The 12,484-nt window shown below is 65.6% G+C and carries 13 protein-coding genes; 12 read left to right on the top strand and 1 reads right to left on the bottom strand.

From position 1 onward, the window contains the following. Positions 1-60: 60 nt before the first annotated feature. The 4 genes from rpsP to trmD are packed head-to-tail and all read left to right on the top strand — an operon-like array spanning position 61 to position 2,022. A complete protein-coding gene (gene rpsP, locus LKE06_RS30195) occupies positions 61-501 on the top strand; it encodes a 30S ribosomal protein S16 (protein ID WP_228002852.1) in 441 nt (146 codons plus the stop codon). Positions 502-544: 43 nt separating this feature from the next. Then, positions 545-787 (top strand): RNA-binding protein, encoded by a 243-nt coding sequence (locus LKE06_RS30190; protein WP_163822793.1) that lies wholly within the window; start codon positions 545-547, stop codon positions 785-787. Continuing rightward, positions 788-1,312, top strand: a complete 525-nt coding sequence (gene rimM, locus LKE06_RS30185) for a ribosome maturation factor RimM (protein ID WP_228002851.1) — start codon at positions 788-790, stop codon at positions 1,310-1,312. A gap of 23 nt (positions 1,313-1,335) precedes the next feature. Further along, a complete protein-coding gene (gene trmD, locus LKE06_RS30180) occupies positions 1,336-2,022 on the top strand; it encodes a tRNA (guanosine(37)-N1)-methyltransferase TrmD (RefSeq protein WP_228002850.1) in 687 nt (228 codons plus the stop codon). A 117-nt stretch (positions 2,023-2,139) separates the two neighbouring features. On the opposite strand, the gene LKE06_RS30175 is transcribed toward trmD, so the two are convergent. Next, a complete protein-coding gene (locus tag LKE06_RS30175; protein ID WP_228002849.1) occupies positions 2,140-2,997 on the bottom strand; it encodes a helix-turn-helix transcriptional regulator in 858 nt (285 codons plus the stop codon). A 93-nt stretch (positions 2,998-3,090) separates the two neighbouring features. Between LKE06_RS30175 and LKE06_RS30170 the strand changes: the two genes are divergently transcribed. From LKE06_RS30170 to LKE06_RS30135, 8 genes are all read left to right on the top strand, one after another. Further along, complete coding sequence (locus LKE06_RS30170; RefSeq protein WP_228002848.1) at positions 3,091-4,749, top strand: AMP-binding protein; 1,659 nt, start codon at positions 3,091-3,093, stop codon at positions 4,747-4,749. Continuing rightward, the gene (locus tag LKE06_RS30165; protein WP_228002847.1) at positions 4,749-6,380 is read left to right on the top strand and encodes an AMP-binding protein; all 1,632 of its coding nucleotides are present in this window, start codon (positions 4,749-4,751) and stop codon (positions 6,378-6,380) included. The genes LKE06_RS30170 and LKE06_RS30165 overlap by 1 nt, the downstream gene beginning before the upstream one ends. A 130-nt stretch (positions 6,381-6,510) precedes the next feature. Continuing rightward, positions 6,511-8,898 carry a Tex family protein gene (locus LKE06_RS30160; protein WP_228003269.1) on the top strand — a complete coding sequence of 796 codons (2,388 nt, stop codon included), beginning with the start codon at positions 6,511-6,513 and terminating at the stop codon, positions 8,896-8,898. A 31-nt stretch (positions 8,899-8,929) separates the two neighbouring features. Next, positions 8,930-9,796, top strand: coding sequence for a hypothetical protein (locus tag LKE06_RS30155; protein ID WP_228002846.1), 867 nt, complete (start codon positions 8,930-8,932; stop codon positions 9,794-9,796). Between the two features lie 261 nt (positions 9,797-10,057). After that, entirely contained in the window at positions 10,058-10,399 is a 342-nt protein-coding gene (rplS, locus tag LKE06_RS30150; RefSeq protein WP_029893064.1) for a 50S ribosomal protein L19, read from the top strand. 109 nt (positions 10,400-10,508) lie between these two features. Then, positions 10,509-11,273, top strand: coding sequence for a signal peptidase I (gene lepB, locus LKE06_RS30145; protein WP_228002845.1), 765 nt, complete (start codon positions 10,509-10,511; stop codon positions 11,271-11,273). Between the two features lie 96 nt (positions 11,274-11,369). Continuing rightward, on the top strand, positions 11,370-12,125 hold the full coding sequence (locus LKE06_RS30140; RefSeq protein ID WP_372477458.1) for a ribonuclease HII: 756 nt from the start codon (positions 11,370-11,372) through the stop codon (positions 12,123-12,125). Positions 12,126-12,168: 43 nt separating this feature from the next. Further along, positions 12,169-12,474 (top strand): DUF2469 domain-containing protein, encoded by a 306-nt coding sequence (locus LKE06_RS30135; protein ID WP_011210678.1) that lies wholly within the window; start codon positions 12,169-12,171, stop codon positions 12,472-12,474. Positions 12,475-12,484: the final 10 nt, after the last annotated feature.

Genomic DNA, 12,484 nt, shown 5'->3' with positions numbered 1-12,484 from the left:
GCAGACCGTGCGGGTCGCTGAATTGCGCCGTGACCAACCTATTGAAAGGCAGATCAGCATATGGCTGTTCGCATCAAGCTCACCCGCCTCGGCAAGATCCGCAACCCGCAGTACCGCGTGGTCATCGCAGACGCCCGCACCCGTCGTGACGGCCGGGCCATCGAGTCGGTCGGCAAGTACCACCCGAAGGAAGAGCCGTCGCTGATCGAGATCAACTCCGATCGCGTGCAGTACTGGCTCGGTGTCGGCGCGCAGCCGACCGAGGCCGTGCAGCGTCTGCTGGAGATCACCGGTGACTGGCAGAAGTTCAAGGGTCTGCCGGGCGCCGAGGGCACCCTGAAGGTGAAGGCACCCAAGACCTCCAAGCTGGACCTGTTCAACGCCGCCCTGGCCGCCGCCGACAACGAGCCCGTCGCCGAGGCTGTCACCCCGAAGAAGAAGGCCGCCAAGAAGGACTCCGCGGACGCCGCCGAGTCCACCGAGACCGAGGCTGCTGAGTAACTGTGAGCGAGCGCAGCGAACCGAGCGCCGGCGAGGCGCGGTCATGAGCGCAGTCGTCGCCGATGCCGTCGAACATTTGGTTCGCGGCATAGTCGCCAATCCCGATGACGTCCGTGTCGAGCTGATCACCGGTCGACGCGGGCGCACCGTCGAGGTACATGTCCATCCCGAGGATCTGGGCAAGGTCATCGGGCGCGGCGGTCGCACCGCGACCGCGCTGCGCACCCTCGTTGCCGGGATCGGTGGCCGGGGCATCCGGGTCGACGTGGTCGACACCGACGCCTAGATGGAACTCGTTGTAGGCCGGGTCGCCAAGTCGCACGGCGTGCGCGGTGAACTGGTCGTCGAGGTACGCACCGACGAGCCCGAGGCGCGCTTCGCGCCCGGTGCACGGCTGCGCGGGCGATCGGCACGTTCCAAGGAAGTCCGTGACTTCACCGTGGAGTCGGCCCGAGCGCATTCGGGCCGACTCCTCGTGCAAGTCGCGGGGGTCAGCGACCGCGCCGCCGCTGACGCGCTGCGTGGCACGTTGTTCGTCATAGATAGCGAGGATCTGCCGCCGTCGGAGGATCCGGAAGAGTACTACGACCATGAGCTCGAGGGCCTGACCGTCCAGCTCACCGACGGTACGGCCGTCGGCACGGTCACCGAGGTACTGCATTCCGCGGCGGGAGAACTGCTTTCGGTGCGTGGTGCGGTCGACGGCAGGGAGATCCTGATCCCGTTCGTCAATGCCATCGTGCCGACCGTCTCGCTCGCCGACGGACTCGTCGTCATCGACCCGCCCGAAGGTCTCCTCGATCCGGAATGAAAATGAAGGCGGGATGAGACGCAATGAAACTTGATGTCGTCACAATCTTCCCGGAATATCTGGAGCCGTTGCGAACGGCGTTGCTCGGCAAGGCCATCGATAAGGGCCTGATCGACCTCGATGTGCACGACCTGCGCGGCTGGACCCATGATGTCCACAAATCCGTCGACGATTCACCATATGGCGGTGGCCCCGGCATGGTTATGAAACCGACCGTCTGGGGGGACGCACTCGACGAGGTCTGTCCCGATGATGCTCTGCTCGTCGTGCCGACCCCGGCGGGTGTGCCGTTCACTCAGGCCACCGCACACCGCTGGGCGACCGAAGCGCACCTCGTATTCGCCTGCGGCCGTTACGAAGGCATCGACCAACGCGTCTTCGACGACGCCGCCCGCCGGGTCCGCGTCGAAGAGGTCAGCATTGGTGACTATGTCCTCATAGGCGGTGAGGCCGCGGTCCTCGTCATGGCCGAGGCGGTCGTACGTCTGCTGCCGGGCGTTCTCGGTAATCAGCAATCGCACCAAGAGGATTCGTTCTCCGACGGGCTCCTCGAAGGCCCCAGCTACACCCGTCCCGTCAGTTGGCGTGGCCTGGAGGTCCCGCCGATTCTGCTGTCGGGCGATCATGCCAAGGTTGCCGCGTGGCGTCGCGAACAATCGCTCGATCGCACCCGCCGACGGCGCCCTGATCTGCTACCGGACGAGCGCTGAGCAACCGCGACTGATCCGGAGGCGTCACCGTGCAGCGGGCCGACGCATGATCGCGTCTCGCCCACCGGTGCGTGCTGGGAACCGAACGGGCCGAACCAGGATGACCGCACCGCCGCGCTACGGCAGTAGGCCGTGGCGTCTGGCGAGGACGACCGCCTCGTGCCTGGAGTGCGCGTCGAGTTTGATCATGGCGTTGCGAAGGTAGCTTTTGACCGTCTCGGGACGGAGTGAAAGTCGTTGTGCAGCTTCTTGATTGGTGCAACCAAGGGCAATCTGAGATAGCACGTCCAGCTCGCGACGCGACAGTACCGGGGCGTCCTGGCCTGGGGCGCCGACCATCGCGCGGGTGAGGCGCTCGCAGACCACGTGCAGTCGACCGCGAAGCTTCTCACCCTCGGCGCAGCGTGCCATTCCGCGCAGTTCAGCGTGGATGTCGCGGAGTTCTTCGGAGATGGCGGGCGCGGTGCCGGCGGACGGGGTCGTCATCTCCAGCATTCGCAAACGCCGGTCGACCTCGTCGCGAATGGCGATCTCGGTGGCCAGCCGCCGACCCGCTTCGGCAACCAGATCGACCGTGCGATCACCGAGTGAGCTGCCGCCTCGATTGGCGGCGTAGAGGACCGCCCGGGAGTTGTTGTCGACGACCACCGGGACCGCGAGCACCGAGCGGATCCGTTCCCCGTTGACGGGACCGTCGTAGTGATGGGTGATCGATGACGCGCTGCGGTAGTCCGCGACCGACGCGGGGCGACGCATATCCATGGCACGCCCGCCGAGTCCCGAGGTGCGCAGCACCGAGAGACCGCGCAACCCATTGGTCATGGTGCCGACGAATTCCGTCAGCAACAGCGCGTCGTTGTGCACTTCACCGCCGAACACCACGGGTACTCCCGCCTTGGTCGCTACCCAACGGATCTCGGCGCGCAACGCGTCGCTGTCACGGGGACGCAACAGTGCGGAAGTGGTGGGAGTCAAAACTCAGCCCTTTTCGGGGGTAGTGGCGAACACGATGTGAGCTACATCCTATTCGACACGGGGTGAGGTGGCCCACGGATGAGGAGAGGCGAGATGAGCACGGACCTGAACGAGCGGGTGCGCGACCTGTTGGAGCGCTATGACGGGCCGGACGTGTGTGCGGCGCAACTGCTGTGCGACGGGCATCCCGCGGATCGGGTCGCGTTCACCATCATCGATCCCGACCTGTCCTCGATCGACCTCACCTACGGAGAACTGCGTGAGCGCTCGGCACGGTTCGCCGCGGCACTGGCCGAACTCGGCATCGGGCCCGGCGATCGGGTTGCCACCCTGATGGGCAAATCAGCCGATCTGGTGGTCGCGTTGCTCGGTATCTGGCGGCGCGGCGCGGTGCATGTTCCGCTGTTCACCGCGTTCGCGCCGCCGGCCATCGCGTTGCGGCTGCTGGCGAGTCACGCGATGCTGGTGATCGCGGACGCCGATCAAGCGGGCAAGCTCGCACCGGGTGCGGACCTTCCCGCCGACGCGCCGTGGCAGGTCATCGTCGCGGGCGACACGAAGACCGCCGATCGTGATGCCGGCGCGCATGTGGCCGCACCGCGCTTCGGGGATCTGATGGCCGCGCAGTCCGCCGATGACCCTCGGGCCGCGGCGGTGTCGGTCGGTGGTGACGCACTGCTCGTCCAGTTATTCACCAGTGGCACCACCGGGACTCCGAAGGGCGTGCCCATCCCGGTTCGCGCGCTGGCGTCATTCCACGCGTATCACGAATTCGCCCTGGATGTGCGTCCCGACGATGTGTTCTGGAATGCGGCGGATCCGGGCTGGGCCTACGGGTTGTACTTCGCGATCCTGGGCCCGCTTGCCGCCGGAGCGCGCAGCCTGCTGCTGCACGCCGGATTCTCACCGGCGCTCACCTGGCAGGTGCTGGAGCGCTTCGGTGTCACGAACTTCGCCGCCGCGCCGACGGTGTATCGGGCATTGCGGGCCGACAGCGCGCCGGTGCCGGAGGGGATATCGCTGCGGCGGGCGTCCTCGGCCGGTGAGCCTTTGACGCCGGAGGTGGTTGCCTGGTCGGCCCAGAACCTCGGGGTGGCGGTACGCGATCACTACGGCCAGACCGAACACGGCATGTTCATCTGCAATGCGTGGCACGACGAGTTGCGCGCCGCCTTACCACTCGGCTCGATGGGTAGGCAGTTGCCCGGCTGGACGTGTGCGGTGCTTGCCGCCGACGCCGATACCGAGGCGCCAACCGGTGAAATGGGCCGGGTCGCCATCGACACCGAGCGCAGCCCGTTGCTGTGGTTCGTCGGCTATCTCGACGCTCCCGAACGCACCGCGCAGCGCTACACCGAGAACGGCCGCTGGTATCTGACCGGTGATGCCGGTTCCAGGGACGCCGACGGGTTCTTCCGTTTCTCCTCCCGCGACGACGACGTCATCATCATGGCCGGATACCGCATCGGCCCGTTCGAGGTGGAAAGCGTGCTCGCGCTGCACGATCAGGTCGCCGAGGCGGCGGTGGTCGGCATGCCGGACGAGCTACGCGGCGAAGTGCTCGAGGCATTCGTGGTGTTACGCAACGGCTTTACCGGTAGCCCCGAACTCGTCGCCGAACTACAGACATTGGTCAAGGAGAAGTTCGCCGCGCACGCCTATCCGCGTCGCGTGCATTTCGTGGACTCGCTGCCAAAAACTCCCAGCGGCAAGGTGCAGCGATTCGAATTGCGTCAGCAGAGGAGCAAGTGATGACCGCGTTACCCAGTTACGCATCCGGTGGTTCCGAAACGCCGCTGCTCGGCGACACCATCGGCGGCAACTTCGACCGGACGGTGGCCGCCTATCCAGACCGGGAAGCACTGGTGGACTTCCATTCCGGACAACGCTGGACCTACCGTCTGCTTGCCGACGCGATAGACACTCTGGCCACCGCGTTCTCCATGCGCGGGATCGGCAAGGGTGACCGGGTGGGTATCTGGGCGCCCAACTGCCCGGAATGGTTCATGGTGCAGTACGCGACGGCGAAACTCGGCGCGATTCTGGTCAATATCAACCCGGCCTACCGCACCAGCGAACTGGAATATGTACTGCGCCAAGCCGGTGTCCGAATGCTGATCGCCGCGCCCGCGTTCAAGTCGTCGAACTACGTCGCGATGATCGATGAGGTCCGGCCGAACTGCCCCGACCTGGGGCAGGTGCTGGTGCTCGGCACCACTGAATGGGAAGCGCTGACCCGCGGCGCTATCGATGCGGACCGGCTGCGCGAGATCGCGGCAACGCTGTCCACCGACGACCCAATCAATATCCAGTACACCTCCGGCACAACGGGTTTCCCGAAGGGGGCCACGCTCAGCCACCACAACATCCTCAATAACGGATACTTCGTCGGCGAACTCTGCGGCTACACCGAGCAGGACCGGATCTGCGTTCCAGTCCCGTTCTATCACTGCTTCGGTATGGTCATGGGAAACCTTGCCAGTACGAGTCATGGTGCGGCAGTAGTGATTCCGGCGCCGTCGTTCGATCCGGCGGCGACGCTGGAGGCGGTCGCGGCCGAGCAATGCACGTCCCTGTATGGGGTGCCGACGATGTTCATCGACATGCTGACCGTACTGGAGGCGGGCGCGACGCCGGACCTGTCGACCCTGCGCACCGGAATCATGGCCGGATCGCCATGCCCGGTCGAGGTCATGAAGCGGGTGATCGACCGGATGGGTATGGGCGAGGTGTGCATCTGTTATGGCATGACCGAAACCTCGCCCGTGTCCACCCAGACCCGTCGCGACGACAGCATTGAGCGGCGTACCGCCACGGTGGGGCGCGTCGGCCCGCACCTCGAGGTCAAGATCGTCGATCCCGTAACGGGTTTGACGGTGCCACGCGGTGAGCCCGGCGAATTGTGCACCCGCGGGTACTCGGTCATGGTCGGCTACTGGGAGCAAGCGGAGAAGACCGCCGAGACGATCGATACCGCCCACTGGATGCACACCGGCGATATCGGGGTGATGGACGCCGACGGATATGTCGCGATCACCGGACGGATCAAGGACATGGTGATCCGCGGCGGCGAGAACATCTACCCGAGGGAAATCGAGGAATTCCTCTACGCCCACCCTGACATCCTCGACGCCCAGGTGATCGGCGTCCCCGATCCGAAATACGGTGAGGAACTCATGGTGTGGATCCGAATGCGGGATGGCGCACTGCCTTTGGATACCGAGGCGGTGCGTGAATTCTGCACCGGCCGGTTGGCGCATTTCAAGATTCCGCGCTATGTGCATGTTGCCGACGAGTTCCCGATGACAGTAACCGGGAAGGTCCGCAAAGCGCAGATGCGCGAGCTGGCCACCGACTTGCTGCGGGGGTCGAGGCAGCCATGAATCGCCCGCGCGGCCGACACAGACGCGGCAGTTCACCCGGGCGCGAGCGCCTTGTCAGCGGGCGACGGTAGTGTCTGCGGACGTGACGACAGCGCCCGAGACCGCCAGTTCCGAAACGATCAGTTCCGACATCGCGAGCCAAGCCAGCGTCAATCGTCGTATCGCCGACGAGTTGGAGGTGCGCGAGAGTCAGGTCCGCGCGGCCGTGGAGCTGATCGATGCGGGTTCGACCGTGCCCTTCATCGCGCGCTACCGCAAGGAGGTGACCGGAGGTCTGGACGACGCGCAGCTGCGCCAGCTCGACGAGCGCCTGCACTACTTGCGTGAGCTCGACGAGCGCCGGGCCGCGATCGTCGAATCCATCCGCACCCAGGGCAAACTCGAGCCCGCATTGCATCAGCAAATCATGCTCGCCGAAACCAAGGCTCGGCTCGAGGACATCTACCTGCCCTACAAGCCGAAGCGGCGCACCAAGGCGCAGATCGCGCGCGAGGCAGGCCACGAGCCCGTCGCCGACGCACTGATCACCGATCCGGCCACCGATCCCGCGCAGTACACCACCGAGCAACTCGACGGCGCGCGCGCAATTCTGGTGGAACGCTTCGCCGAGGATGCTGATCTGGTCGGCGAACTGCGCGAGCTGATGTGGAACCGCGGTCAGGTCACCTCGACCGTGCGCGCGGGCAAGGAAGAGGCGGGCGCCAAGTTCGCCGACTACTTCGAGTTCAGCGAGCCGTTCACCAAGCTGCCCTCGCACCGGATTCTCGCGCTGTTGCGCGGGGAGAAGGAGGACGTGCTCTCGGTGCAGCTCGAGCCGGACACCGAGGAATCCGAACCCGGCGAGCGCAGCATCTACGAAGGCCGCATCGCCCTGAAATTCGATATCGCCGACCGTGGTCGCGCCGCCGACACCTGGTTGCTCGATACGGTGCGCTGGGCCTGGCGCACGAAACTTCAAGTGAGCCTTGGCATCGACACCAGGATGCGACTGCGTCAGGCCGCTGAGAAGGACGCCGTCGACGTGTTCGCGACGAACCTGCGTGACCTGTTGCTCGCCGCGCCCGCGGGCACCAGGACCACCATGGGCCTCGACCCGGGCTACCGCACCGGCGTGAAGGTCGCCGTGGTTGACGCCACCGGCAAGGCCGTCGCCACCGAGGTCATCTACCCGCACAAGCCGCAGGGCCAGACCGAGAAATCTCTCGCCGTGCTCGGCGCACTCGTCGCCCGGTTCGGTGTCGAACTCATCGCCATCGGCAACGGAACCGCCTCGCGCGAAACCGATACCCTTGCCACCGAACTGATTTCGCGTATCCCGGAGAACAAACCGACCAAGATCGTGGTGTCGGAGGCGGGCGCCTCGGTGTACTCGGCATCGGCGTACGCCACCCAGGAATTGCCCGAGATGGATGTATCGCTGCGCGGGGCCGTCTCGATCGCGCGCCGCCTGCAGGACCCCCTTGCGGAGCTGGTGAAGATCGACCCGAAGTCCATCGGCGTCGGCCAGTACCAGCACGACGTATCCGAGACCCTGCTGGCCCGCTCGCTCGGCGCGGTGGTCGAGGACGCGGTGAACGCGGTCGGTGTCGACGTCAATACCGCGTCGGTGCCACTGTTGTCGCGGGTATCAGGTGTCGCCGGATCTGTCGCGGAAAGCATTGTGGCGCATCGTGATCAGAACGGGCCATTCCGCAGTCGCACCGCATTGCTCGAGGTGCCGCGGCTGGGCCCGAAGGCTTTCGAACAGTGCGCGGGCTTCTTGCGGATCCGCAACGGTGACGACCCGCTCGATACCTCCGCGGTGCACCCCGAGGCCTACCCGGTGGTGCGCCGCATCCTGGAATCGACCGGCCAGGGCGTCACCGAACTGATCGGCAATACCGGTGTGCTGCGGGCATTGCGGCCGGACGAGTTCACCGATGAGAAGTTCGGTGTACCTACCGTCACCGATATCATCACCGAGCTCGAGAAGCCGGGTCGTGACCCGCGCCCGGAGTTCAAGACCGCCGAATTCGCGGCGGGCGTGGAAAAGGTCGCCGACCTGCAACCCGGTATGGTACTCGAGGGTGTGGTGACCAATGTGGCCGCGTTCGGCGCGTTCGTCGATGTCGGCGTGCATCAGGACGGCCTCGTTCACGTCTCGGCCATGTCGCACAACTTCGTCAAGGATCCGCGCGAGGTGGTCAAGTCCGGCGACGTGGTCAAGGTGAAGGTCATGGAGGTCGATGTCGCCCGGCAGCGGATCGGGCTGTCGCTGCGCCTGGACGACGAGCCGGGCAATACCGGCAAGGGCGGCGACGGGCGCGGCCGTGGTCAGGTCGAGCGCGGCCGAGGCGGAGCCGACGGTGGCCGGCCACGCAACGGCGGTCAGGGCGGCGGTCAGGGCCAAGGGCGTAATCAAGCCCAGGGCCGCAATCAGGGCCAGGGACGTGGTCAAGGTGGAAACCAGCGTCGCAATGCTCCCGCGCCGACCGGCTCGATGGCGGATGCCTTGCGGCGGGCCGGTTTCGGACAGTAGGACGACGGCGGGCGGAGGTACGTAGGCGCTCATGCGACGGTGGCTCGACGATGTGATCGCACAGGGCAGGCTTCCGCTGCTGTGCTTTCTGCTCGGGTTCATCGTCGGCTTCCTGCTGATCCGGCTGAGCGTTCGGCTCATCCGCAAACAGGTGCGCTGGTGGCCTGGCAACCTGCGGTCCGGCGGCGTGCACATCCACCACATGGTGTTCGGGGTCGTCCTGGTGCTGCTGTCGGGCATCGGGATGGTCACCCTGTACCAGCGCACCGACACCGCCACAGCGAGTGCGCTCGCGGCGGTGTTCGGTGTCGGTGCGGCCCTGGTGCTCGACGAATTCGCGCTGATCTTCTATCTGCGCGACGTGTATTGGGAGGAACAGGGCCGCACCTCGGTGGACGCGGTATTCGTCGCGCTGGCGGTGACCGGCCTGCTCCTGCTCGGTTTCCACCCGCTGTGGATGCTGGATATCAACGACTTCCGTCGTGATCCCAGCGTCGAGGTGCGGATCTTTGTCGTCGCTTTCTCGGTGGTGAACCTGGCGCTCGCGGCCATTGTCATCGCGAAGGGCAAAATCTGGACCGGACTGTTCGGCATGTTCTTCCTGCCGCTGCTTTTCGTCGGAGCGCTTCGGCTGAGCAGGCCCGGCGCGCCGTGGGCGCGGTGGCGATACGGGGATCGTAGACGACTGATGAACCGCGCCATCGTCCGTGAGCGGCGCTACCGTCGCCCGGTGATCCGGGCCAAGATCTTCGTCCAGGATCTGGTGGCAGGCAAACCGGATGCCGAGCATGTTCGTGCCGCCGCCGAGGCCGAACTGACCAGGACGGTGGTACCCGCACCGTCCGCGCCGCCGCACCTGTTTCACATGTCGTGGCTGTCGGAGGACACCGATAACTGATCGGGGCCGCAGCTACGTCGGCACTAACGGCCGTTGCCGGGATGGCATGGAATCGGTTCTTGATCACGGCAGCGCCGAGCGGGCCGTAGCCTGGCGTCGGCGGGGTCGATTTTCTCAGCCACGCGCCGATCTGGCACAATGCTCAGGTTGCCCTGGGAGATTGTCGACCCGGCGCACCCCCCTTTATTCGGAGCATGAACCGGTCGAGCACCTACCGTGCCGCCAGGGTCCTCTGTTCGCGCAAACATCAGAAGGATGAAAATGAACACCCTTGACTTCGTCGACGAAAAGTCGCTGCGCAGCGACGTCCCCGACTTCCGGCCGGGCGATACGCTGAATGTGCACGTGAAGGTCATCGAAGGCTCGAAGGAGCGCATCCAGGTCTTCAAGGGCGTCGTGATCCGGCGTCAGGGTGGTGGCATCCGCGAGACCTTCACGGTCCGCAAGGTATCGTTCGGCGTCGGCGTGGAGCGCACCTTCCCGGTGCACACCCCGAACATCGACCACATCGAGGTCGTGACCCGCGGTGACGTCCGTCGCGCCAAGCTGTACTACCTGCGCGATCTGCGCGGTAAGGCCGCCAAGATCAAGGAAAAGCGCTGAATCCTTCCGCCTGACGGCGGACGCGGTCGAACACTCGGATAGCCCGGCACTACGCAGATCATTGTGGTGCCGGGCTAATCTGTTCGGCGTGGCAGACGAAAGTGGGTCGATGACCGTGTCCGAGTCGGATGACGAGGGATCGAGCCGCCGTCGCGGCAGGCGACGGGCCAAGCAGAAGCAGCGCCCGTTCTGGCAGGAGTTGCCGGTACTCATCGTGATCGCGGCGGTCATTGCGGCGCTGACGGTCAGCTTCATCGGGCGCCCGTATGTGATTCCGTCCGAGTCGATGGAACCCACCCTGCACGGCTGCTCCGGCTGCACCGGCGACCGCATCTATGTGCAGAAGCTCAGCTATTACTGGGGCGATCCGAAGCCCGGTGACGTCGTGGTGTTCGTCGGTCCGCCGTCCTGGAACACCCGCTACCAGTCGATCCGGTCGAGCAACACCGCCGTACGCGGCGTGCAGAACTTCTTCTCCTTCTTCGGTTTGGTGCCTCCGGACGAGAACGACCTCGTGAAGCGCGTGATCGCCGTCGGCGGTCAGACCGTGCAGTGCTGCGACGACCAGGGCCGAATCCTGGTGGACGGCAAGCCATTGGACGAGCCGTACGTCAAGAGTGACTTCGCCTGGAACCCTGGCAAGCAGAACGCGACCTATCCCGCCGGGCGGGTGTTCGGTCCGGTGCAGGTGCCGGAGGGCAATCTGTGGGTGATGGGCGACAACCGCAACCACTCCGCCGACTCGCGCGCCCACGTCGCCGACGACCTGCAGGGCACTGTGCCGGTGGACAACGTCCGCGGCAAAGCCGTGTTCAAGATTTGGCCACCGGGGCGAATCGGGCCGGTCGGGGCCCAGGATCCCCAAACGAATTGATCGGTGCGGCCGCAGGATAATTGAACGGTGGTACAAGATCGAGTGGCACAGGCTAGCGGCGGGACGCCGAGTAAGGGTTGGCCGCCGCGCGTCATCATGCGCCGGGCCGGCGGATTGCGCACGCTGGAAGCGGCGCTCATCCGCAGCGGCCTCGGTCCCGTCGCCGGTGTCGACGAGGCGGGGCGGGGTCCGTGCGCGGGACCGCTGGTGGTGGCTGCGTGCCTGCTCGCCCCCAAGGCATACGACAAGCTGGCCGGTCTCGACGATTCCAAGAAACTCACCGAGGCGGTGCGCGAGGAGCTATATCCGGTGATCACTCGGCTGGCTCTGGCCTGGAAAGTTGTTGTCGTCCCGGCCTGGGAGATCGACTCGATCGGCATCCACGTCGCCAATATCGAGGGGATGCGGCGCGCGGTCGCCGGACTCGGGCAGCGCCCCGGATACGTGCTCACCGATGGTTTCCGGGTACCGGGCATTCCGGTGCCGTCACTGCCGGTTATCGGCGGTGACGGGGCCGCCGCGTGCATCGCGGCGGCAAGCATTCTGGCCAAGGTGACCAGGGACCGGATGATGGTCGAGCTGGACGAGCGGTTGCCGGGGTATGGGTTCGCGGGCCATAAGGGCTACAACACGCCCGAGCACACGGCGGCATTGAACCGGCTGGGCCCGAGCAGCGAGCATCGGCGGTCTTGGCGCAATGTGCGTGAAGCGGCAGGTCTGCGGCCCGAGAACGGCGCACTCGACGCGGCCGATGCGCTACTCGCTACTGGCACCGATGACATGATTTCCGAAGGTGCCGAGGCCGTTGTTGGGGATAGCCGAGTGGCTACCGATGCTGCCCATGCGCGATGATGGCAGCACACGCAATGCGGCGAGAAGGAGGACGTCCCACCCGATGAGTGCTGAGGACCTCGAGAAGTACGAAACCGAGATGGAGCTCTCGCTATATCGCGAGTACAAAGACATCGTCGGGCAGTTCTCGTACGTGGTGGAGACCGAGCGCCGTTTCTACCTTGCCAATTCCGTTGAGCTGCGGCCACAGAATGCTGACGGCGAGGTGTATTTCGAGGTGCGTATGAGCGATGCGTGGGTTTGGGATATGTACCGGCCCGCCCGCTTCGTCAAGCACGTTCGGGTGATCACCTTCAAGGACGTCAATATCGAAGAGCTGGAGAAGCCGGACCTGCGCTTGCCCGAATAGGTAGGCGCAC

The organism is Nocardia australiensis, from assembly GCF_020733705.1.
In the GTDB taxonomy this organism is placed as follows: Bacteria; Actinomycetota; Actinomycetes; order Mycobacteriales; family Mycobacteriaceae; genus Nocardia; species Nocardia australiensis.
The sequence above is the reverse complement of the archived record's forward strand: the minus strand, read 5'-3'. Positions and strand labels throughout refer to the sequence as shown.